Origin of the sequence: Marinomonas sargassi, from assembly GCF_025716875.1 — a bacterium.
Taxonomy (GTDB): Bacteria; Pseudomonadota; Gammaproteobacteria; order Pseudomonadales; family Marinomonadaceae; genus Marinomonas; species Marinomonas sargassi.
Genome location: NZ_JAOVZB010000001.1, coordinates 143313 through 166148 on the forward strand (window position 1 = coordinate 143313; position 22836 = coordinate 166148).

The window sequence follows — 22836 nt, forward strand, 5'->3', positions numbered from 1 at the left end:
GCTAGCCTTTCTTTTCAATAGACAATGAAGGTGGCCAGATACCACCCACTAAAGATGTAAAATTATTCTTATTTATAACAACAAACTCTTCTTGTATGGAGGAAAAAACTTCCTCTATCATTCTACCGTTTTCAGTAGAGGGCACAAAAAAATCTTGCGTATCATAGCCAAACGGTAAAGAAGCATACCAATTACAAGCTTGAAAGAACAAAATAACTGACTGGTTTCGCCACTCCAATATCACTGAAAAGCCTTTACTTGGCTTATCTTGTAAAGTTTTTGCTCCTAATAACACTTGATCAAAACACTGCCCTTCATAAACAACAAATGGTGGAATAGCCTCATTTCCATCAAAAGAGTCAAAAAAATGAACATCTAAACATGGTGTTAGAACCCTTATTAAGGACGCTTCAACCCAGACATCTTTGCCGAACAGCTGACCTGCGTAATAACCACTTTTCCCTGCAGATTGCGAAGAACCTTGAAACACCTCCACTGCAGGCAAACAAGATAAATATGAAAGGGACTTATACTCAAATAACCATGGTTCTAAAAAAGCATCATTATTCTTAGATAACCAAACATTTTTGAACCAAGTTTTAGGCACTGCCATAAAGGCAGGCACAGCCTCGATATCACGCTTAGATAAATAAGGTAAAGCAAAACACTCTCCAACCTGCTCAATTAGCGCAATATTAAACGAATCGGACACTGAAGCTTGCTCTATATACTCCAGAACATTGCTTCCGAAAACATGGGTAACTAATGGGACTTTTTGCTCATTTGAAAGCACGATAAAAGCCAAATTAGATTCGTCACTTTTTTCTATATCGACAAATAAGGCTGTGTCTAATCTCAAACACTCCCCACAATCAAATACTACTTTAGATTCACCGACATCAAATTCAAATAAGAACGAAGATAAGTAATCCCGACCTAAACATTGGCGATATTGAACTTCACTTCGACCATTTCCTACATCCATAGCACCTAGATAAAATGCACCACCATGACGAACTGGAAAACCGCCATCACTTATTTCATCTGGCAATACTGTATCAAAACACGGGACAAGACGAGAGTACCTTTTATCTGTCACGCGAGCGACATGGTCAGGAAGCGTCAGCTCAAACTCTTGATAAAAGCTCCCTTTCAATTGAGTTTCATATTTTGTTAGAAGCTTGTTTCGAGTACTAACCTCTAGCCCATCATGCTGAAACAAAGGCAGATAACTTGACTCACACAGTTCTCGCAAATCAATGCTTTTCTCAACAAAAACCAATTGCCAATCTAACACTCGATAATGTGCTTTCAACCATGCCAGAGTCTGCACAGTTTCCAATACAAGACGCCCTATTATCGTATTATCATTCGCAGAGGTAACTTGAAAAGACACAGAACCAAGACGACTAAGCCGCTCAAGCAAAGCTTCAAATTCAAAACCTATCTTCTTGAGGTCAAAGTGCGCCTCGTAGCTTTTTAAATCTGGCAATTGAGCAGAATAATCGACAATACTCTTTAAGCTATGCCAACAACTTCGATCATTAGACAGAAGAAAAACCAGTTGATCGATACGCTCTTCACTTATTTGAGCGGCATAAATAATCTGAAAGACTGCGTCAAACGCAGATAAAAAAGAATGGTGAAAGTCAGCGGAATAAGGAGAGCTTGAAAGAATCAGTCGGTCTATTGCCCCCTCTATAGAGCTCATTTTCTGAGACAATAGACTATCTTCTAAGTTAGGGGGCTGATGTTTATTTAAATAAAGCAAAGCAGTCCGTAGCTTTTTCAAGCCAGACTGGGGTGCTAGTTCATACTCACACAATGCTTTTTCTACTTCTTCAGAAAGTAAAGGCATATCAAGCAAATTACCTTGCTTACTCATATTACTCCAGACTACCCAACCTTTACCTTTAAAAGCTCAGAGTTAAAACTAATGGCTAGTATCCCAAAAACGCCTCATAGCAAACTCATCACTACCTACTTGCTCTTGCTTGCTCTCAATAAGTTGTTCGGCTTTATGATTCTTTTCTTTTAGCCAATCCATGCTTTGGGTTTTTGATCGCTCCTGCAACCATAATCGCATACTCATACCAGCCTGCTGCTCAGCTCTGACAACAGCGGCTTCTTGTTGAACAATCGCCTGTTTAACCCTATCAACAAAGTGCTGGTAATTAGTCGTCAGATAAGGACTCAAACCTAACAAATTTCGCTCAGATTCATATTGCTCTGAGTATTCTTTTAGCTCTTGTAGTTTCGAAACGCTTGCTTCTACCAAAGCCTTATCTTGAGCAAATTTTTGCGCAGCAGCATCCTCCTTGCGTTTTGCAAGATCCACAAGTGTTTGAATACGGAGTGATTTTTTCATGCTCTATCCATCTCAGACAATAGATTTGATATTAGACGTTTTTATATGCAGTAGTCTACTGTGCTTTGGTCATCGCGGCGACCAATGCTTCTAAACTTTGGTCAATAGAAAAACTTTCTGTTAACGACTGCTGAAGAAAACCTCTTATTTCAGGCATTTGTACAATCGCCTGATCCAAATCTGGATCACTCCCCTTACTGTAAGCACCTATTGATACAAGGTCTTGGTTTTGCTGAAACTTAGAATAAAGTTGCTTAACTCTCATGGCACCAAGCAAATGATCTTCACTGACGATATGAGGCATCGCCCTTGATATAGAAGCTTCTATATCAATCGCAGGATAATGCCCTTCTTCCGCTAGGCGGCGCGATAATACAATATGGCCATCCAAAATAGCTCGCGAAGCATCCGCAATAGGGTCTTGTTGATCATCACCTTCTGTAAGAACGGTATAGAATGCTGTGATTGAACCACCACCTTCTCGGCCGTTTCCTGCTCTCTCAACGAGCTGAGGCAGTTTGGAAAAAACCGAAGGGGGATAACCTTTTGTCGCTGGGGGTTCACCAACGGACAAGGCAATTTCTCGCTGAGCCTGTGCATAACGAGTTAAGGAGTCCATCAGCAATAAAACACTTTTCCCTTGGTCTCGATAATATTCAGCAATTCGTGTTACCAGCATAGCAGCACGCAGTCGCATTAAAGCAGAATCGTCAGCAGGAGAGGCAACCACAACAGAACGAGAAAGACCTTCTTCACCTAAAATCTGATCAATAAATTCCTTTACTTCTCGACCCCGCTCGCCGATTAGCCCAACTATCGTGATATCGGCTTCTGTAAACTTAGTCATCATCCCTAGCAACATACTCTTACCGACACCGCTACCAGCAAAAAGACCTAAACGCTGGCCTTTTCCGACTGTTAGCAAGCTATTTATCGACTTAATGCCAACATCTAGCGTCTCGCTAATTGGCTTACGTTGCAGCGGATTAATGACATCGCCATGCAAGCTCACCATATCCTTGGCTTTTATTGGCCCTTTCCCATCCAAGGGTTTACCTAAACCATTTACCACTCTACCTAACAGTTCATCACCAACAGGCATCTGACTGTCACCCAGCAATGGTCTAACACGAGCCCCTGGGGATATACCATCTATCGCTTCGGTTGGCATAAGATAAGTAAGATCACCGGTAAAGCCAACTACCTCAGACTCCACCCAACGATCTTTTCTAACTTGAACAGAACAACGATCACCCAACGCTACGACACAACCAACAGCTTCCATAGTCAATCCCACCATACGAGTCACTTTTCCCTCAATACGTGGCGTTAAAAGCTCAGTGGATACATGGCTAAGTTTATTTAAGCGATCTTGGAGAGTAGGCAAAACTATTCACCTGATTCGGAAGCGGGGAGATTACGTATTTCATCAAAAACTGCGGCTAATCTTTGCTCGATACGCCCATCAATATGAAAAGACTTAGAATCCAATACAAAACTACCTTTAACAAGAAGATCGTCAGTTTCAACTTTTAGGTTCAACCTAGAGATCACATCAAGTTCACTTAAAACAGCGACATCATCGGAGTTCAGTCGTATCTTAATGCTACCTTCATACTCACCAATCTCTTCGAAGACTCTAGTGAGTTGGCTTTTAAGCTCCTGACTTGCCTCTTGTGTCATTGAGGTGAGGCAGATATTTTCGACCATTCTAGTCATTGATTCGTAAAGAATAGCTTCTACTGCAGCGCGACTATTTTCTAATGGAGATACTATTTCAGATACGGCGCTTTGTAAAAGCGTTTCAATCGCCTCAAGCTTAACCTTCGCATCTTCTTTTGCTTCCAAAAGGCCTTTTTCTAGCCCCGCCTCGTAACCTTCTAAATGACCTTTTTCAAACCCTTCTGCTTCACCCTTGAGTGAACCATCGGCATAACCTCTTTCATGCCCTTCTTTTTCGCCTTGAATAAAGCCTTCATCATAAGCAGCAGAACGTATTTCTTCTAATTGAGAGGCAGTTAGTGGCTCGTATACCAAAGACTCTTGGTCAACCTCCTCTGAAGTAACCACAGTTTCTTTGCGAACTAAAATGGCAGGACCTGAATCAACGACAGCCTCACCACCATCAAGATGAGGAAGCTCCCAGCGTTCATAAGCAGTTAATTTACGAACATCTTTATCTGAATTGTCAGCAGACATAACTTATTTAAACCATCTGCTCACCGCCACCACCGAGAACGATTTCACCGCTATCAGCTAGGCGTCTGGCTACAGCCAGTATTTCTTTTTGAGCAACTTCCACTTCACTCACACGAACCGGCCCTTGGGCCTCAAGATCATCTTTCAACATATCTGCAGCACGAGATGACATATTCTTAAATACTTTTTCTTGCATATCTGGGTCAGCACCTTTCAGCGCCAAAATCAATGTCTCAGACTCAACTTCACGTAAGATAACCTGTATTCCACGGTCATCCACATCGATCAAGTTATCAAATACAAACATCAAGTCTTGGATAGTATTCGCCAAATCTTCATCGGCATCGCGAATCGACTCCATAAGCTCCGCTTCAACAGAGCTATCAATGAAGTTCATGATATTCGCAGCGGTACGCACGCCACCAATAGTGGTTGATTGAGTCGCTTGGTTACCAGAGAACTGTCGTTCAAGAATATTGTTCAGCTCCATTAACGCAGCAGGCTGTACAGTTTCCAATGCAGCGACACGCAGCAATATATCCAAACGTACGCGTTCATCGAAGTTAGCTAAAATACCTGCAGCTTGGTCGGATTCTAAATATGAGATTACGATGGCTTGAATCTGCGGGTGTTCATAACGGATAACATCAGCAACAGCACGGGATTCCATCCACTTTAAGGTGTCTAGTCCAGTAGTGTTACCGCCAAGTAGAATTCGATCGATCAAACTGCCAGCTTTCTCATCACCAAGCGCCTGTCTTAGCATGTTACGAATATAGCCATCCGCCCCAAGACCAAGGCCTGTTTGATCGCCCACTAGCACTAGAAAATCATCCAATACTTTTTCAACTTGATGGCGCTGAACGTTTGACATGTTAGCCATCATGGAACCTATCTTTTGAACTTCTTTAGGCCCCATATGCTTCAGTATTTGAGCGGCATCTTTCTCACCAAGAGACATCAGTAAAACAGCTGCCTTTTCGATGGAACTTAAATCTGAAGCTTGACCTGCATCACTCATGGTTAATTACTCACCTACCCATTGTTTAACAACCTGAGCCACTCGCTCTGGCTCTTCGGCGATTAAGCCTCGGATTGCATTCAACTGACGATCAATCTTCTCAGGAGAACCTGGCACCATAATATCTTCTGCGCTGACTAGTGACACCTGATCATCTGCAATTTCATCTGTCTCATCTGAGAAAATCGCCGCTTCGGTATCTTCTGCAACCGCAATTTTACTCTGCTCACTAAGCGTTTTCAGTACAGGGCGAACAACGACAAGTAATAAAATCAGTACAAATATACCTACGAGTGTGGGCTGTAATAAATCCAAGAACCAAGATTGCTTATAGAAAGGTACCTCAACCGGAGGTTCCACTGGATCAGGAACTGCGAATGGCGAGTTAATGACACTGACACTATCACCACGGGATGGATCATACCCAACCGCATCACGCACCAGCAAAGTCAAACGACCTAACTCATCATCATTCCAAGGTGTTCTAATAAGAGCCGATGTTTCACTATCTAGGCTAACTAAATCATCAACCACAACTGCAACAGAAAGTCGCCTAACGGTGCCTTGCTGACGTTTGGTATAACTTATACTTCGATCTAGCTCGAAATTACGAGTAGTTTCTTCTCGTGACTGTCCGGAAGTACCACCTCCACCAATGGGCGAACCGCTTTCATCAGCGGTTTCAGGCGCAGTTACCACACCTGGTGGTTGATTGGTTAGTGCTCCTGGAATACCACCACTTCCGGCGCCATTCGCTCTGTTCTCTCTTAATGTTTGCTCACTACGTAATGCAAGTAAGTCAGGGTTATATTGCTCATCCGTTTGCTCAATCGCGGTAAAGTCAACATCTGCTGAGACCTCTGCCATAAAGCGACCTTGACCAACAACAGGCCCAAGAATGTTATTCACACGCTGTAATAAAACATCTTCAACTTTACGTGTGTAGTCAAACTGCTTACCAGCAACGGATAACTCAGAGTCAGTATTTTTCTCTGTGAGTAGAGTTCCCCTTTGGTCGACTACCGTGACATCTTTATCGCTTAATTGAGAAATACTTGAGGCAACTAGATTAACAATGGCATCAACTTGGCTCGTATCTAAACGCCTACCAGGGTAGAGCTCAAGAAATACAGAAGCGGAGGGTTTACGAGTATCGCGAACAAATACAGACTCTTTTGGGATAGCAAGATGAACTCGAGCACTTTTGATACTTTGCAAGCTAGTTATGGTTCTACTCAGCTCACCTTCTAAGCCTCGACGATATCGAGTCGACTCGACAAACTGAGAAGTGCCCAAGCCTTGCTCTTGGTCCATGATTTCAAGACCGACAATATTATCTGAAACAATACCAGAGCCTGCGAGCTTCAATCGCGCTTGATGATAAAAGTCAGACTCTACAAGTAGAGCACCTGTATTTTCATCTAGTTTGAAGGGGATGTTATTGATACTTAGAATTTCAACAATTTGGTCGGCGTTGTAGTCCGTAATACTACTAAGAACAGGCTTGTAGTCTGGTCCATTACTCCATAAAACCGCAGATAGGCCAATGGCGATAGAGGCAGCCAGACCGACCATTAATGCTAACTGACGAATCACTGTCAGTTTATTAAAGCCTGTAACTAATTCTAAATAGAGCTTTTGCTCTGATTGTTCAGCAGGAACATTATCCATTAAAAAGCGCCAAGCGGTTTATTGTGCCTAGATAGGCATATTCATAATTTTTTCGTACGCGTCCACAAGCTTATTGCGAACTTGCGTCATTGCTTCAAAGGATACGCTGGACTTTTGCAAGCCAATCATAACTTCAGGAAGGTCAACACCTTCGTCACCACGTTCATAAGCCTGAGCAAGTTGAGTGGCATCTTTTTGCAAAGTATTCACATTATCAACTGCTGCTTTTAGCATTTCCGCAAAATCAGCCCGTTCAACACCCTGAACTTCCTCACCATTACCTAAACCAACATCAGGCACTGAGGATTTCGGAGCTTGAACCTGCGATTGCATCTCCCTCATTTGGGACAACACTTGATTAATGTCTGGCCGACCAGTAACCATGCTACTCACCTTTAAAAAACACTTATATCTAGCTTATCATAAAGCGAATGAAAACAAGATACAAAAATCAATCAACATCTATACCACTTTCTCGCATTTTAGCAATTTTATAACGTAATGTTCGAGGACTAATACCTAATTTATCAGCGACCACTTTACGCTTACCATTCGCATCGATCAAAGCTTGAGCAATAATTCTAAATTCGTGCTGCTGAACACCCTTGCCAAGGATAGAGGCTGCGCTATCTTCATCCACTTCAGGTTCAGCGTCTGCTGGCGACAGACTCATCATATCAAATGCAATATGATCATCATGAATCTGACCATTGGCACTTAATATCAAAGCCCGCTGAATGACATTATCCAACTCTCGAACGTTACCGGGCCAAGGGTGAGATTCTAATTTACTTTGTGCTGATGGTTTAAAAGTCGCCGATGTCATACGCATTTTAGCCGCATGTTTAGCAAGAAGGTGCTGAGCAATAGGAAGTATATCTCCCTTGCGCTCGCGGATCGGCAGCCAGCGCAGAGGAAAAACATTCAAACGGTAATACAAGTCTTCCCTAAAACCACCTTCACGAACATACTCAGCCAAATCCCGGTTCGTTGTCGCAATAATACGTACATCAAGAGGAATGGATTTTTTACCACCTAAACGCTCAACTTCCTGCTCCTGTAGCACTCGCAGCAGCTTGGCCTGCAAGCCAACATCCATTTCAGTAATTTCATCAAGAAGCAAGGTTCCACCATTAGCTTGCTCAAATTTACCAGCTTGGGAAGACACCGCTCCAGTGTACGCACCTTTTTCATAACCAAAGAGAATGGCTTCCAACATATTTTCTGGAATGGCAGCACAGTTAATAGCAACAAATGGTGCATTGGGGCGACTTGAATTCTGATGGATATAGTGAGCCAACACTTCCTTACCCGTACCACTTTCACCACAAATCAATACGGTAGAATCTGTTACAGCCACTCTTTTAGCCAATTCTAATAGGGACACACTGGCAGGGTCTTTAGCGATCGGTTGACCATTCGTTGATGGCGCAACTTTCACCGTATATTTAGCAATGGCATCCAGTAATTCTTCTTCTTTGAAGGGCTTCAATAAATAATCAACAGCGCCGTCTCGCATAGCTTCCACCGCGTGCGCTATATCACCGTAAGCCGTCATCAACATAATGGGAAGTTCAGGGTAATATTCGACCACATGCTGAAGTAAACCATAACCATCCATACCAGGAAGGTTGACGTCAGAAACAACCATATCAAAAGGGTTATGCTTTAAGGCAACCACAGCTTCTTCTGCACTGTAAGCCATTTTACATTGATATCCAGCCAACATTAGCGTGTCTTCTAACGCCTCGGCCAAACCTTTATCATCTTCAACAATCAATAATTTTACATCGGACATGTCATACCCTTATGAGAGGAATTGAAAAACTCGCTGTTGTCCCAGCGCCCTCTATGCTATCTATTTCAAAATGCCCATGATGAGCTCTGGCAATCGCCTTAACCACCATCAAACCCAATCCTGTTCCGTGCTGTTTTGTTGTCACAAAACCATCCTGAACATGCTCTAAGTGCTCTTTAGACATGCCCACACCCCGATCCTTAAAGATCAGTTTTAAATTACCTGCCTCAATATGGCAATACAAGCGAACTAGCTCGCCATCATCTTGTGCATCTATTGCATTATTTAACAAGTTTAACAAGGCACCTAGCAGCGTTTCATTATTACAACGTATATAGTCTTCCGATGCAAAAGTCCCTAAATCACTCTCAAACTGCATGCTCTTTTGCTCAACTATATCTTGGCAATGCTCAACTAATTCATTAACAAAATCTGCTACACAGACGGTATCATCCAATTTAATTTCACTACGTGAAAAAATCAGCATGTCTCGAATCTGCTTTTCAATATTAGATAAGCGGTCTACCAACTTATTCGCAAAGGTTTGCCTCATCACTGGAGCCAGCTCCGCCTTTTGAAGATGACCTGCATAAAGCGTGGCAGATGACAAAGGGGTTCTTATTTGATGCGCCAATGCGGCAACCATTTTACCCATATTTGATAAGCGTTCATGATGGTTTAGCTTTTTCTGCAAATGGTAGGCTTCCGTCAAATCTACTAAGATCACCAACTGCCCTGGCGCATTGCCTAAAGAAGCCGTTTCAACTCGAACGCGACGTCCTGTCACCATAGTTACATCGTGACCATCATCCTCTTGCGGACGAAAGCTCAACGGCACTATGGTTCCCCACGACTGACCAACAAGGGACAAATTAAACAGCTTCTCAGCCACAGGGTTTGCCATTACCACAACGCCAGTATCATTTAACAATAAAACACCGACCGGCATAGACTCGAAAAGCTGCTGAAATTGCGATACTAAAACGCGATTTTTATCCTGCTCTTCTTGTTTGGCGTGCTCCGAAGCCGCTAACTGCTCTGAAAGGCGAGTTACTTCCTGCTGAAGCTCTAAGTAAGATTGAGTCAATACTTCAGACGATTCAGTAAATGCTTTAAAGGCGGCCTTCAGCTCCGCTATTTCCTCATCTTTAGTCACTAAAACTCCGACTTACTTATATTGTAGCGACGCATTTTCTCAATTAAGGTGGTGCGCTGTATCTGTAGGTTTTGAGCGGCTTTAGACACCACTCCTTGAGTAGACACTAATGCCTGACGGATCAACAGTGCCTCTAAGTGACGAACATGTAAATTCAAGTTAACGCCCGCTATTTGAGGGAAGGTTTGGCGTTGTTTTATCTCTTTGAGGATGACGGATAAATGTTGAGAACGCCAAGGTAGAGGAGCAAGCCACGTATTGTAGTTCCCCACCACATCTAAAGAGTCATTTAGGGAGATGACAGCGACAGCCTCATCTAATTCAAAAGTTGTTACCTCTTTGCCCAATACAACAAAGTCCGGCAATGGAAAGGCATGTAAAAAGGCACTGTGCTCCACGCCAATATAAGTAAGAATACTGGAAACACTTGATTTCTCTTCGTCATTTAAGCCGCACAACCAAGCCTTCACATCATCTCCTTTCTATTAAAAACACCTTAACTTACTGTATATATTGTGTTTTTACTCACTTTTTTCAAGGACTAATTTCACTTTATAACGCTTCAAGGATGCGATCAAACTCAAGATTCAGCTTTTCAGACTCAGTACACCAAGGTAATTCGGACAATAATGGCGCAGGCAAAATCGCCTTAAGCGTTGCTAAGTTCTCATCATAACAAGACATTTTTTGCAGATCACCGTTATTGGCAACCCAACCCGCTATTTTCAAACTATCACGGGCGATAGACTCAGCCGTTAAAATAGCGTGATTTAAACAACCTAACTTCATATTTACAACCAAAATAACAGGTAGATCTAACGCCTTAACGAGGTCAGACAAAAGCTCCCTATCATTTAAAGGCACGCGCCAGCCACCAGCACCTTCCACTAAAGCAAAGTCATGGGGCGTTAACATAGCGCCTTTTATATAACCCTCTAATCGAGATACTGTCACTAGCTTATTGGCTTGCTGAGAAGCAATATGAGGCGCAATGGCTGGTTCAAAGACAATTGGATTCACCTGAGAATAATGCATTTTAACGCTACAAGCCTGCTGAATCTGTAACGCATCATCATTCTTAAGCTCACCATCTATCAAGCTCGCACCTGCGGAGACAGGCTTTAACCCCATGGTTCTAAGACCAGCTCGCTTCGCTGCCTCTAACAGTCCCACTGTTACAAATGTTTTACCAGCATCTGTATCTGTTCCAGTAACAAAAAAACGTTTTTTCAAAAATAACTCCTAACCCATTTTTAAGAATAACTAATAGGGTTTCTGAACTACAACGAAGGCAACTTGATAGCTTAGAGGTATACCCTCTTCGCTGCGTTGCCTTTCATACTCTTTTATAAAAGCTTTCCATTTGCTTGGCGAAACAGTGTTATGCTCATCAGAACGAATCAAACTAGCCCCAACTTTTTTCAAGGAGTTAATCGCACTCTCAGGAGAATCAAATTGCATAGCAATTTTCGACTTATAAAGAGAAAGAACCTTAAAATTCGCCTCTTCAAGTTGACCACTTAAGACGTTTGAAGATACATACCGATGAACGTGATTAGGGCTTCCTATCGCCGACCACGCACCTTCTATCTCTGGCATAGAGTTTTCTAAAAGTGTGGAAAACACAAAATAACCACCGGGCTTAAGCACCTGAAATAGACCGTCAAATAACGCCTCAGGCGAGAGGCTCCATTGAATCGCCAAACTCGAAAAAGCCAGATCCAAACTACCATTGGCAAGAGGCAGCGACTCAGCGTCTGCGCAAAGATAATGCACCTCATCCAATTCAGGGAAACGACTCTGAGCGACGGACAACATTTGGCAGGATAAATCCAATGCTAAACAAAAAGAAGGCTGTGTTTTTTGAATTAAGTCAGATAAGGCTTGCCCTGTACCAGCTCCTAAGTCCAACACTCGGTCATAAGAACCACTAGGGAGCATGGGCAAAAGGCGGTCTAAAACAACTCGTTGGAACTCGGCATACGTATCATAGGACAGAGAGGCGCGGTCAAAGTGCTTAACCAACTGACGTTTATAATTAAGCACTTCAGGGTGTTCATTTATTAGCATCGATAAAAGTTTCTATTTGGTGCACGCACTCTTCTTGATATTCTAAAAAGGGCTGATGGGCACAATTGGGGAAAACATAACAATGTTGAAAAGGGTTCGCTATTTTATCTAACTCAGCCACTTTTGCTGAAACTAGACCATCCTTTTCGCCTAACAAATGTAAGTTAGGCATATCCAAAAGCGACCATTCACGACGTACATCTAGATTTTTAAGTAACCGCAGCCCCCCAATCAAAGCAGGGCTATTTAACGTTTTCATGGGCAATAGAGACTGCAGAGAGCGGACTAACTCACGCTCTTTTTCAGCTCCTTTAGCCTGTAACATAACAAAGCGTTTTAAACCTTGCTCTGGCTTACTTTCCACCAAAGCAGAAAACACATCAAAATCCGTCAAAGGCATACCATGAGGCCAATCATCCCTTTGCACAAAACTAGGCGAAGTGGATAAGGTAATCACACCTTGAACACAACTAGAGCGACGAGCAGCAACATAGACGGATATCATCCCTCCTAACGACCAACCCAGCCACCAAGCTCCTTTCGGGGCCGCTTCGATAAGTTGCTCAGTTAGAGCATCAATATCATAGTTAGTGCCGATACGAGAGCGAGCAATCCAACCTTCGCTCAAGGAAATTCCGGGCAAGTTCGCAACTACTACATAAAAACGTTTCTTTAAAGCGTTAGCAAAACCATGCATAACTTCCTTTGGCATAGCCCAACCAGACACCATAAATATGGCCGGATTAGATGCGTCTCCAAATGATTCCGTTTCGATTCTTGCTCGCATACTCAACTTCTCGCTATTTTGCTGTTAAAACTTGCTCAAGTGAGTCACATAGTAGCATTAAATCTGCCTGTGAGTGGTCAGCAGATAAGGTAATTCTTAACCTAGCGGAGCCAACTGGTACAGTCGGAGGACGAATAGCAGTGCACAAGATACCGAGAGACCTTAATGACTCACTAATTTGCATCGCCTTTGCACTATCGCCAATCACAATAGGCTGAATAGCTGTGGTCGATTCCATCAATTCTACAGGCAAAGATGCAAGCCTTTTACGTAGATAAGCAATATTTTCAGCCAATGTCGCACGCCTACTTTCACCTTCACCCGAACAAATAATATTGAGTGATGTTAGAGTGGCATGAGCCATCGCTGGAGACATAGAAGTCGTATAAACATATGGACGAGCAAACTGAGTTAGGTACTCAGCATATTCATGGGATGTCGCAACAAAAGCCCCCGAAGTCCCGAAGGCCTTACCGAATGTCCCCATTAAGATAGGCAAAGATTGAGAATCCAAGCCTGCAAGAGATAAAGAGCCTCTCCCCAAATCACCTAAACAGCCGACACCGTGAGCATCATCAACCATGAACATCCACTGGTAGCGGGAAGCCAATTCGGAAAGCTCAGCAAGGGGGGCGATATCTCCATCCATACTGAAAACGCCATCCGTCACTAATAACCCTTTATTTGTCGCCTTAGATAAAAGTTTTTCTGCACTAGCCACATCAGCATGTAAGTAACGACGTAATGTTGCTTGCGCTAAAACAGCCCCATCAATCAAAGACGCATGATTCAACTTATCCTGCACTACTGGACGGGATTTATTCGCCAATGCCGAAATCACCCCAAGATTAGCCATGTAGCCAGTACTGAATAACATTACTCGCTCATAACCTAACCACTCAGCAAGCGCTTCCTCTAAAGCTTGATGGGGAGATAAATGACCACAAACCAAATGGGAGGAACCACCGCCAACACCATACTGATCAGCACCTTCTTGTAATGCTTTTATCAGACTTGGGTGATTGGCAAGACCAAGATAATCATTCGAACAAAAAGCGGTATATTCTTGCCCATTAATAGAAGTACGAGGAGTTTGAGGACTATTTAAAGTAACTGTTTTGCGCATAAGGTTCTGCTGACGCCTTTCATCAAGCGCTGACAGAACCCAGTCAGGTGTGTTAGACGCTTGCTTCATAAAACATCTTTGATTCTTCTTGTTTTACAGCTTGCGCAGCGATGGCTTCAGCCACAGCTTCATCAGAATGTTCTTCACGCTCTTCTGGCACTATGCCTAAATTTTTAAACAGAGCCATATCTTTATCAGCTTCAGGGTTACCTGTCGTCAACAGTTTCTCTCCATAGAAAATGGAGTTAGCACCCGCCATAAAACATAAGGCTTGGGTTTGTTCATTCATACCTTGACGACCAGCTGATAGACGCACATGGGACTTAGGCATAATGATGCGGGCAACCGCTATCGTACGAATAAACTCAAAAGTGTCTAAATCTTCAACGCTATCAAGGGGAGTACCTTCCACTTTAACCAGCATGTTAATTGGCACACTCTCTGGATGAGGCGACATTTGAGATAATTGGCGCAATAAACCCACGCGGTCTTTTTGCTCTTCACCCATACCCATGATGCCACCACAACACAGCTTGATTCCAGAATCACGAACACGAGAAAGTGTGTCTAAACGATCTTGATAAGTACGAGTGGTAATGATGCTGTCATAGTATTCCGCTGATGTATCAAGGTTATGGTTGTAATAATCCAAACCCACTTCAGACAAACGCTGTGCCTGATCGTCATTAAGCGTACCCAAAGTCACACAAGACTCTAAACCTAATTCTTTAACACCTTTAATCATTTCCAAAACGTAAGGAAAGTCTTTTTCTGAAGGCTTTTTCCATGCCGCTCCCATACAAAAACGACTCGCACCTTTTTCTTTCGCCAATGCCGCTTCTTCAAGCACTTTGCGTACTTCCATCATTTTTTCTTTTTCAAGTTCAGTATTGTAATGGCCACTTTGTGGGCAGTACTTACAATCTTCTGGGCAAGCACCTGTTTTGATCGATAACAAGGTACTAACCTGAACTTCGTTAGGCGTAAAGTTCTCGCGGTGAACCGTTTGTGCACGGAACATTAGATCCATAAAAGGCAAATCAAAAAGCGCTTTAACTTCGGCATGAGACCAATCAAAACGTGGCTCACTGGCATTAGCTACAGGCATGCTATCCTCAAATTTAAAGAAATGAATGGAGCAATACTAATGGACTGGATAGATCTGTCAACAATAAAAATAAAGAAGGTTTACAGGAGATTGTTATTTAATCGATGTTTTATATGCTACTCCAAAAGCCCATTTCCCTTATGCGAGCATTGCCAACTTGGCTTTCAGATTAACTCTCCAAGTTGCCAGCGTTGTCAAATACCTCTTAATGCTACAGACCTACTCTGTGGACAATGCCAAACATCACCACCCCTTTATCAAGAGTGTATTGCACCCTACCGCTTTGAAGGTATTATGAAAAACCTCATCCACAGAATAAAATTCCAGCAAGAAAATCACTTCATTCGGCCTATCACCTTTCTACTCAGCAAACACTTGATCGACTTCTACTCAGGTAAAACTTGGCCCGAACAAGTCATCTACGTCCCTAGCCATCCAGACAGAATTAGAGAAAGAGGTTTTTGCCAAACACAAATCATGACCACTCACCTAATCCAGTATATCAATGAGCTTTCGGGTGATACTCTACTTTCAAATAGCCACTCCAACCAAATCAGGAAAAACATAAATACTCACGCCCAGCATACACTTACTAAAAAAGAGAGACAGAAATCCCCTATTAATACCTATGAGGTTATCCACCCAATATCTCAACATGTCGCACTCTTTGATGATGTCATGACGACTGGCAGCACCATCAATGCATGCTGCAGGCTATTACAAAAGCACGGCGCAAAAAAAATCGACATTTGGACACTTGCCAGAACACCTGACCATGAAAACAAACTCGACAACACCCCATTGAACTGAGGCATCGACTAGCCATGCGACACTTTTTTGTTTTAGTATGCTGCCAACAAATAAAGAGTGTGATTGATGAAAACCACCCAAGACTACGTACAATTAGACAAGCAACTCCTTTGGCACCCCTACACTTCCATGAGCAATCCTACACCCCACTTTCTGGTTGAGAGTGCACAAGGTTGTGAAATAACACTGAGTGATGGGCGAACGCTAATTGATGGCATGTCATCTTGGTGGAGTGTTATCCATGGTTACAATCACCCAGTTATTAATGCGTCAATAACACAGCAGCTCGAAAACTTCTCACACGTTATGTTTGGCGGATTTACTCACAAACCAGCCATTGAACTAGCAGAACAGCTCATCAAGATCACACCCGACGATTTACAACGAGTATTTTTCTCCGACTCGGGCTCAGTCTCGGTAGAAGTGGCATTAAAAATGGCCATTCAATATTGGAACACACAGGGAAACCCCAAGAAACAACACTTTGTTACTCCTAAAAGTGGCTACCACGGTGACACCTTTGCCGCCATGTCGGTTTGTGATCCTGAGAATGGCATGCACAACCTCTTCAATAAGGCGCTTACTCAGCAATTTTTTGTATCACCGCCACCTACTGGCATAGACAAACCAGTACAAGCTAATTATCTGAATGAAATACGCCAAACTTTCGAACAACATCATCAAGAGATAGCAGGCTTTATTATTGAGCCTGTTGTTCAAAATGCAGGTGGCATGCGTTTCTATAACCCAGATTACTTAAACCATATCCGAGCCATGTGTGATGAATTTGATATTTTGTTAATTTTTGACGAAATCGCCACTGGGTTTGGAAGAACAGGTAAAACATTCGCCACTGAACACAGCAATATCTGCCCTGACATCATGTGCGTGGGCAAAGCACTCACCGGTGGCTATATGACGCTAGCAGCGACCATCACCAATGATAGAGTGGCACTTGGTATTAGCGAGAAAGGAGGTGTTTTTATGCACGGCCCGACTTTCATGGCAAACCCACTCGCTTGTTCAGCGGCAAACGCCAGTTTAAAATTATTAACAAAATACAATATTCCAGTAAAAGTGGGTCAATTAGAGAATTGGCTTCAAGAATTTCTGAGCCCCTGCTCATCATTAAAGCAAGTGAAAGATGTCAGATGCCTAGGAGGAATTGGAGTTGTTGAACTGCACTCACCAGTAAACTTACATGAGATCCAGCCGAAGTTTGTTGACCTAGGCGTTTGGGTCAGACCTTTTGGCAAACTCATCTATTTAATGCCACCTTACATTATAGAAAAGAACCAAATAGAAAAACTTGGACAAGCTATTTATCAAGTCGTTAAAAACCTAGAATAACAGCAATAAAAAAGCCCCTTTTATAAAGGGGCTGCTAAGTCAAGAAAATAGCCTATTCTAACTATCTATATAGATCATGAGATAGCTTACTGTTTAATGCGCTCAGCTAAATTACGCTGCTGGATGGCTTCCTCTTCAATATGAGAAATATTGGCCACAATCTTTTCAGCACTCTCGATACTGCTACCACTTAACTCATCCACTTCATGCATTTTATGATTGAGGTCATTCGCAACTTTTGCTTGTTCCTCAGAAGAAACGTTAATTTGCGCGGTCATTTCAACGATTTTATCGATAGCGGATTCAATATTAGCCATTTTATCTGCCACTTGATTCACTTTATCAACGCCCTCAGATACAACCAACGCTCCCTTATCAATTACTGAACTTACATGGTCTGTATTGTTTTTTAATTCATCTGTTATGGCGTTAATATTTTGTGTCGCAGTTTGTGTCCGAATAGCCAATGCCCTTACTTCGTCAGCGACCACAGCAAAACCTCTGCCAGCCTCACCAGCCCGAGCAGACTCAATCGCCGCATTCAATGCTAAAAGGTTAGTTTGTTCTGCAATATCACTAATAGAGTTCACCGTCTCATTAATTTTATCGCTACGCTCTGCCAACGCTGCAACTACTTGCTTCGCATCTGCAATATCACTATAAGCCTGCTTGACCGTTTCACCTGTCTTAATTGCCAGTTTTCGGCTTTCAGACGTTAACTCACCCACAGATTCTGTTGCCTCGACAGCCACACCAACATGGGTAGATATTTGATTTACTCCAGATAACAGTAGTGAGCTGTCCTCCATTACTTTCTGAAAGGTGTTACGCTGTAAGTGTGAATTAGATAAGTTCACCTCTACCTCAATTTGGGCTTCTGACGCCCTACTCTGCAATTCCTTTGCTCCCTCTTTCAAACGATAGCGAAAAGTATTCGCTGCTGCATCTTGATGAATTTTTGCAAATTTAATCGCCGCTTTAGCACCTACAAAACGACAATATAAATACTGCCCAATTAGATTGCCAGACTCCTTAGGTAAAGTGGAGATTGCGGCACCTAATGATTTAGCTTGACTATAAACAAGCCACAATCCAAGCAGGGCAATAATAGGTGACACAACTTGTAACGACGGAATATTTGATAATAGAGAGACACAAGTTAACAAAACAAAAAGCACACCCAATGGCCAAGAGGCGTTCATAAAGTAAGATGAGACTTTGACAGACCAAGGTAGCAAACCTTTCTGACCATTAATTCGATCATAAATAGACTGAGCATGCTGAATTTCTAAACGAGTTGCTTTGCGCCTAACCGATTCGTAACCAACAACTTTGCCACCATCTAGTAGTGGACTAACATGCGCACTAACCCAGTAATGGTCACCACTTTTACAGCGGTTTTTCACCAACCCCATCCAGCTATTACCAGCTTTAAGGTTAGACCACATATCAGCAAAAACGGCAGCAGGCACATCAGGGTGACGAATCATATTATGAGGAGAACCTATTAGCTCTTCCCTGTCATAACCAGCTACTGTACAGAAGTCATCATTAACAAATTTAATTCTGCCTTTTACATCAGTACTCGAGACTAAAACTAAACTGCCTGAAAAATCATTTTCTCTATTCGTTACTTGCACATTACGCATAGTAATTAGACTTCCTTATTTACTGATTACTTACCACCGAGAATTATATTTTCTCGAAAACATACAGCTAAATATTTTGCTTACTCATCATCAAAATCTTGATATGCCCCAGGCGCTAAATCTTCGAAGCGAGTATATTTTCCTACGAAGGCCAATCGGCATGTACCGATTGGACCGTTACGCTGCTTACCAATAATGATTTCAGCGATACCTTTGTGAGGAGTGTCTTCGTGATAAACCTCATCACGGTAAACAAAGGAAATAACATCAGCATCCTGCTCGATGGCACCAGATTCACGTAAGTCTGAGTTTACTGGGCGTTTATTAGGTCTATTCTCCAAACTACGGTTCAGCTGAGACAGGGCGACAACTGGGCATTCCATCTCTTTTGCAATCGCCTTCAAGGATCGTGAAATCTCTGAGATTTCGTTCGTCCTACCTTCACTGTACCCCGGAATCTGCATCAGCTGAAGGTAATCGACCATGATCATAGCAACACCACCATGCTCTCGGGCAATACGGCGAACGCGTGAGCGCATTTCTGTTGGGCTAATACCAGCAGTATCATCGATAAACAGCTTACGGTCTTTTAGCATTTTCACAGCCGACATCAGCTTATCCCAGTCTTCTTGAATCAATTGACCTGAGCGCATGCGAGTTTGGTCAATTCTGCCAAGAGAAGAAAGCATACGCATCATCAATTGTTCAGAAGGCATCTCCAAACTGAAAACAACAACCGCCTTATCAGTAATCATGGCAGCGTTTTCAACTAGGTTCATGGCAAATGTCGTTTTACCCATAGATGGTCGACCGGCCACTATCACCAGATCTGATTTCTGCAAACCCGCCGTCATACCATCTAAGTCTGTAAAACCTGTACTTAACCCTGTAATAGAACCTTCTTGATGATACAACTCATCAATTTTATCTACCGTGGCACTCAGAATGTCTGAAGCAATTCGAGGACCGCCTTTCTTCTCGCCACCCTCGGCAATTTGGAAAATCTTTCGTTCAGCTTCATCTAAGACTTCTGCCGCTGTCATACCTTCTGGTCGAAAAGCTCTAGCCGAAATATCATTCGTGGTCGCGATCAAACGTCGTAAAACGGATCTTTCGCGTACGATATCAGCGTAAGAAGCAATATTTGAAGAACTAGGTGTTGCCTCTGCAACTTCAATCAAATAGGCCATACCACCTATTTCTTCTAAATCGCCTCGCTTATCTAATTTCTCACCAATCGTTACCACATCAATAGGTTCAGACTCATCCGCTAAGCGAGCAATTACGGCAAAAATCAACCTATGTTCAGGACGATAAAAGTCATCCGCAATAACCAGTTCAGATACTTTTTCCCATGCCTGTGGGTCAAGCATTAGACCACCGACCACAGAGCGCTCGGCCTCAATTGAATATGGGGGTAACTTTATTGAAGCGATTTCAGAATCATCTAATTGCACAAAAAACTTCCAGATAGGGACATAAAAAAACAGAATTGCTAGCTTAGCATGGCAATAAAAAAAGGGCATCTTGCAATCTGCAAGACACCCTTTTTTATACAAATAATTCGCTTTCGTGAATTACTCAGCAACGATATCCAAAGTTACTGTTGCAGATACTTCAGCATGCAAATGGATGCTTAGTTCTACAGAACCTGTTGTGCGAATTGCACCTTCAGGAAGACGAACTTCTGCTTTAGAAACTTCAACTTCAGCAGAAATAGCTTCAGCGATGTCACGTGCACCAATAGAACCGAAAAGCTTACCACCTTCGCCAGCGTTAGCTGTAAGAGTGAAAGTTTTGCCGTCTAATGTTTCTGCACGAGCTTCTGCTGCTGCTTTACGCTCAGCTGCTTTAGCTTCAAGTTCTGCACGACGTTCTTCAAAAGTAGCTAAGTTAGCTTTTGTAGCCATCACAGCATTTTTGTTTGGAATCAAAAAGTTACGAGCGTAGCCTGGTTTAACGGAAACAGTGTCACCGATACCGCCTAGCTTGTTTACTTTGTCGAGTAGAATAACTTCCATCTCGATCACCTCTAATTAATCATCAATCATTACTTGAGTCGGACGATTTCTTTTTTATTCTGGAACGGATATCTACAAAACTGTCGATTACGCTAAGCACAACCAAAATATTGAAGAAGTATGCCGTTAGAACAAAAAAACCTGCAAGATAAAATGCGATCAGTCCAACTACCCCAATTTCTTTGTTTGCAAAAATACCATGTACTAGTGCCAAGCCAGTCACCACCAAAGCAGGAACTGCGGCTAAAGTCAGAATAGTAAAGGAACCGCCTAAGCTCTCCCCTAAAACAACCATTCCACCTAAAGTTAAACTAAAGGGCACTGGCAACCTTAATTGATGAAACTCGCTACGCAATCCACCAGGATTATAGAGCCCTGCTTGCCATTTTCTGGCCAAAAATACTGACATTACTGCCACCGCTGCTTGGAAAACAGATATCACCATTACAGCTTGATCAAAGATCGCACTTTTTTCAGGAACTTCGCCACCCTCTGACTTCATCACTTCTTGAACTAAGCCAACAGCTAAATCCAAAACAGTTTGCATCAAAAGAGGCTGAAGTAGTGTACTTATTACCGCAATAAAACTTGCCGATAACAGTACCCAACTCCATGACATGGTTGACCTAAGTACATAGCTCAACAACATCACGTTCGTTAATACCAACAAAGTTGTCGCATCGCCTTGGACAATCAACAGCACAATGGCCGGCAATAAACCCCAAGCAAATACAGGTATTCCTTCTTTTACACCTTTACGAAGCATCACCAAGCCAAGAATGGCTGCGGCTAACCAAAAAAGCATAGGTATGAATGAGAAAACTACAACACCAATAATGGCGTTCAAACGTTTCTCCATAACCCATTTAGCTAAACCGCTCATATGACGCTTCTAGCCTATTAATTAAAGTGGCTGTCAGTGTAAGGAAGTAAAGCAATATAGCGAGCGCGTTTGATAGCAGTCGCTAACTGACGCTGGTAACGTGCCTTAGTGCCAGTAATACGGCTAGGTACAATTTTACCAGTTTCAGTGATGTAACCTTTAAGTGTTTCTAGATCTTTGTAATCGATCTCTTTAACGCCTTCTGCAGTGAAACGGCAGAATTTACGACGACGGAAAAAACGAGCCATAACCATCTCCTAATAATAAAAATTAATCTTCAGATTCTGCAGCGGCTTCAGGAGCAGCAGCAGGAGCTTCAGTTTCGCGAGTCTCACGCTCTTCACGACGAGGAGCACGACGATCTTCACGGCTTTCAGAAGCCTTAATAGGAGAAACGTCAGTTACCGCATCTTTGCGACGAATTACCAAGTTACGGATAATCGCATCGTTGTAGCGGAATGTGTCGTTTAATTCAGCCAAAACACCATCAGTACACTCAATGTTCATAAGAACATAGTGTGCTTTGTGAATTTTGTTAATTGGGTAAGCAAGTTGACGACGACCCCAATCTTCTAAACGGTGAACTTGTCCACCATCTTCAGTGATTAGGTTAGTGTAACGCTCTACCATTGCTGGTACTTGCTCGCTTTGATCTGGATGAACCAGAAAGACGATTTCATAATGACGCATTTAAGCTCCTTATGGGTTCTTAGTCTCCACGCTTCCCCTGTGATGAAGCTGTGAGACAAGGAGTATTAATTAACAGGGACGCGCATTATACAGCACAGCTGACCAATAAGTAAACGAAATACGCCTAAT

At 42.7% G+C, this 22836-nt stretch carries 23 protein-coding genes; 2 read left to right on the plus strand and 21 right to left on the minus strand.

Features of this window, described 5'->3' with window-relative positions; genetic code table 11:
- Position 1: 1 nt before the first annotated feature.
- The 15 genes from OFY17_RS00720 to bioB form a co-directional block, all read right to left on the minus strand.
- Complete coding sequence (locus OFY17_RS00720; protein ID WP_263528770.1) at positions 2-1885, minus strand: hypothetical protein; 1884 nt, start codon at positions 1883-1885, stop codon at positions 2-4.
- Between the two features lie 48 nt (positions 1886-1933).
- Positions 1934-2368: a flagellar export protein FliJ gene (gene fliJ / locus OFY17_RS00725; protein ID WP_263528771.1), complete on the minus strand. Its 435-nt coding sequence runs from the start codon at positions 2366-2368 to the stop codon at positions 1934-1936.
- 55 nt (positions 2369-2423) lie between these two features.
- Positions 2424-3755, minus strand: a complete 1332-nt coding sequence (fliI, locus tag OFY17_RS00730; protein ID WP_263528772.1) for a flagellar protein export ATPase FliI — start codon at positions 3753-3755, stop codon at positions 2424-2426.
- A gap of 2 nt (positions 3756-3757) precedes the next feature.
- Entirely contained in the window at positions 3758-4567 is an 810-nt protein-coding gene (locus OFY17_RS00735; protein ID WP_263528773.1) for a FliH/SctL family protein, read from the minus strand.
- Between the two features lie 7 nt (positions 4568-4574).
- Positions 4575-5588, minus strand: coding sequence for a flagellar motor switch protein FliG (fliG, locus tag OFY17_RS00740; protein WP_263528774.1), 1014 nt, complete (start codon positions 5586-5588; stop codon positions 4575-4577).
- Positions 5589-5594: 6 nt separating this feature from the next.
- Positions 5595-7259 carry a flagellar basal-body MS-ring/collar protein FliF gene (fliF, locus tag OFY17_RS00745; RefSeq protein ID WP_263528775.1) on the minus strand — a complete coding sequence of 555 codons (1665 nt, stop codon included), beginning with the start codon at positions 7257-7259 and terminating at the stop codon, positions 5595-5597.
- 27 nt (positions 7260-7286) lie between these two features.
- The gene (gene fliE, locus OFY17_RS00750; RefSeq protein WP_263528776.1) at positions 7287-7643 is read right to left on the minus strand and encodes a flagellar hook-basal body complex protein FliE; all 357 of its coding nucleotides are present in this window, start codon (positions 7641-7643) and stop codon (positions 7287-7289) included.
- 67 nt (positions 7644-7710) lie between these two features.
- Positions 7711-9057, minus strand: coding sequence for a sigma-54-dependent transcriptional regulator (locus OFY17_RS00755; RefSeq protein ID WP_263528777.1), 1347 nt, complete (start codon positions 9055-9057; stop codon positions 7711-7713).
- Position 9058: 1 nt separating this feature from the next.
- Positions 9059-10213 (minus strand): sensor histidine kinase, encoded by a 1155-nt coding sequence (locus OFY17_RS00760; RefSeq protein WP_263528778.1) that lies wholly within the window; start codon positions 10211-10213, stop codon positions 9059-9061.
- The gene (locus OFY17_RS00765; protein ID WP_263528779.1) at positions 10213-10683 is read right to left on the minus strand and encodes a helix-turn-helix domain-containing protein; all 471 of its coding nucleotides are present in this window, start codon (positions 10681-10683) and stop codon (positions 10213-10215) included. The genes OFY17_RS00760 and OFY17_RS00765 overlap by 1 nt, the downstream gene beginning before the upstream one ends.
- Positions 10684-10765: 82 nt before the next feature.
- The gene (gene bioD, locus OFY17_RS00770) at positions 10766-11446 is read right to left on the minus strand and encodes a dethiobiotin synthase (protein ID WP_263528780.1); all 681 of its coding nucleotides are present in this window, start codon (positions 11444-11446) and stop codon (positions 10766-10768) included.
- 30 nt (positions 11447-11476) lie between these two features.
- Positions 11477-12283 (minus strand): malonyl-ACP O-methyltransferase BioC, encoded by an 807-nt coding sequence (bioC, locus tag OFY17_RS00775; RefSeq protein ID WP_263528781.1) that lies wholly within the window; start codon positions 12281-12283, stop codon positions 11477-11479.
- A complete protein-coding gene (locus OFY17_RS00780; RefSeq protein WP_263528782.1) occupies positions 12270-13070 on the minus strand; it encodes an alpha/beta fold hydrolase in 801 nt (266 codons plus the stop codon). The genes bioC and OFY17_RS00780 overlap by 14 nt, the downstream gene beginning before the upstream one ends.
- 13 nt (positions 13071-13083) lie before the next feature.
- The gene (gene bioF / locus OFY17_RS00785; protein ID WP_263528783.1) at positions 13084-14265 is read right to left on the minus strand and encodes an 8-amino-7-oxononanoate synthase; all 1182 of its coding nucleotides are present in this window, start codon (positions 14263-14265) and stop codon (positions 13084-13086) included.
- Positions 14249-15304: a biotin synthase BioB gene (gene bioB / locus OFY17_RS00790; protein ID WP_263528784.1), complete on the minus strand. Its 1056-nt coding sequence runs from the start codon at positions 15302-15304 to the stop codon at positions 14249-14251. Before bioB ends, bioF begins: the two co-directional genes overlap by 17 nt.
- Positions 15305-15598: 294 nt before the next feature.
- Between bioB and OFY17_RS00795 the strand changes: the two genes are divergently transcribed.
- Together OFY17_RS00795 and bioA are read left to right on the plus strand one after the other, a co-directional pair.
- Complete coding sequence (locus tag OFY17_RS00795; RefSeq protein ID WP_263528785.1) at positions 15599-16114, plus strand: ComF family protein; 516 nt, start codon at positions 15599-15601, stop codon at positions 16112-16114.
- A 66-nt stretch (positions 16115-16180) separates the two neighbouring features.
- Positions 16181-17464: an adenosylmethionine--8-amino-7-oxononanoate transaminase gene (gene bioA / locus OFY17_RS00800; protein ID WP_263528786.1), complete on the plus strand. Its 1284-nt coding sequence runs from the start codon at positions 16181-16183 to the stop codon at positions 17462-17464.
- Positions 17465-17550: 86 nt separating this feature from the next.
- On the opposite strand, the gene OFY17_RS00805 is transcribed toward bioA, so the two are convergent.
- The 6 genes from OFY17_RS00805 to rpsF all read right to left on the minus strand — a co-directional run bounded on the left by OFY17_RS00805 (position 17551) and on the right by rpsF (position 22707).
- Positions 17551-19113: a methyl-accepting chemotaxis protein gene (locus OFY17_RS00805; RefSeq protein ID WP_263528787.1), complete on the minus strand. Its 1563-nt coding sequence runs from the start codon at positions 19111-19113 to the stop codon at positions 17551-17553.
- A gap of 80 nt (positions 19114-19193) precedes the next feature.
- Positions 19194-20570 (minus strand): replicative DNA helicase, encoded by a 1377-nt coding sequence (dnaB, locus tag OFY17_RS00810; protein WP_263528788.1) that lies wholly within the window; start codon positions 20568-20570, stop codon positions 19194-19196.
- A 120-nt stretch (positions 20571-20690) separates the two neighbouring features.
- A complete protein-coding gene (gene rplI / locus OFY17_RS00815) occupies positions 20691-21134 on the minus strand; it encodes a 50S ribosomal protein L9 (protein WP_263528789.1) in 444 nt (147 codons plus the stop codon).
- 22 nt (positions 21135-21156) lie between these two features.
- Complete coding sequence (locus OFY17_RS00820) at positions 21157-22017, minus strand: hypothetical protein (RefSeq protein WP_263528790.1); 861 nt, start codon at positions 22015-22017, stop codon at positions 21157-21159.
- A gap of 17 nt (positions 22018-22034) precedes the next feature.
- On the minus strand, positions 22035-22265 hold the full coding sequence (gene rpsR / locus OFY17_RS00825) for a 30S ribosomal protein S18 (protein WP_067013623.1): 231 nt from the start codon (positions 22263-22265) through the stop codon (positions 22035-22037).
- A gap of 22 nt (positions 22266-22287) precedes the next feature.
- Positions 22288-22707 (minus strand): 30S ribosomal protein S6, encoded by a 420-nt coding sequence (gene rpsF, locus OFY17_RS00830; protein WP_263528791.1) that lies wholly within the window; start codon positions 22705-22707, stop codon positions 22288-22290.
- Positions 22708-22836: the final 129 nt, after the last annotated feature.

Coding starts and splice junctions, on each gene's coding strand:
- OFY17_RS00720 (WP_263528770.1), bottom strand. CDS start 1,885: ATGAGTAAGCAAGGTAATTTGCTTGATATGCCTTTACTTTCTGAAGAA.
- fliJ (WP_263528771.1), bottom strand. CDS start 2,368: ATGAAAAAATCACTCCGTATTCAAACACTTGTGGATCTTGCAAAACGC.
- OFY17_RS00735 (WP_263528773.1), bottom strand. CDS start 4,567: ATGTCTGCTGACAATTCAGATAAAGATGTTCGTAAATTAACTGCTTAT.
- fliG (WP_263528774.1), bottom strand. CDS start 5,588: ATGAGTGATGCAGGTCAAGCTTCAGATTTAAGTTCCATCGAAAAGGCA.
- fliF (WP_263528775.1), bottom strand. CDS start 7,259: ATGGATAATGTTCCTGCTGAACAATCAGAGCAAAAGCTCTATTTAGAA.
- fliE (WP_263528776.1), bottom strand. CDS start 7,643: ATGGTTACTGGTCGGCCAGACATTAATCAAGTGTTGTCCCAAATGAGG.
- OFY17_RS00755 (WP_263528777.1), bottom strand. CDS start 9,057: ATGTCCGATGTAAAATTATTGATTGTTGAAGATGATAAAGGTTTGGCC.
- bioC (WP_263528781.1), bottom strand. CDS start 12,283: ATGCTAATAAATGAACACCCTGAAGTGCTTAATTATAAACGTCAGTTG.
- OFY17_RS00780 (WP_263528782.1), bottom strand. CDS start 13,070: ATGCGAGCAAGAATCGAAACGGAATCATTTGGAGACGCATCTAATCCG.
- bioF (WP_263528783.1), bottom strand. CDS start 14,265: ATGAAGCAAGCGTCTAACACACCTGACTGGGTTCTGTCAGCGCTTGAT.
- bioB (WP_263528784.1), bottom strand. CDS start 15,304: ATGCCTGTAGCTAATGCCAGTGAGCCACGTTTTGATTGGTCTCATGCC.
- OFY17_RS00795 (WP_263528785.1), top strand. CDS start 15,599: ATGAAAAACCTCATCCACAGAATAAAATTCCAGCAAGAAAATCACTTC.
- bioA (WP_263528786.1), top strand. CDS start 16,181: ATGAAAACCACCCAAGACTACGTACAATTAGACAAGCAACTCCTTTGG.
- OFY17_RS00805 (WP_263528787.1), bottom strand. CDS start 19,113: ATGCGTAATGTGCAAGTAACGAATAGAGAAAATGATTTTTCAGGCAGT.
- rplI (WP_263528789.1), bottom strand. CDS start 21,134: ATGGAAGTTATTCTACTCGACAAAGTAAACAAGCTAGGCGGTATCGGT.
- OFY17_RS00820 (WP_263528790.1), bottom strand. CDS start 22,017: ATGAGCGGTTTAGCTAAATGGGTTATGGAGAAACGTTTGAACGCCATT.
- rpsR (WP_067013623.1), bottom strand. CDS start 22,265: ATGGCTCGTTTTTTCCGTCGTCGTAAATTCTGCCGTTTCACTGCAGAA.
- rpsF (WP_263528791.1), bottom strand. CDS start 22,707: ATGCGTCATTATGAAATCGTCTTTCTGGTTCATCCAGATCAAAGCGAG.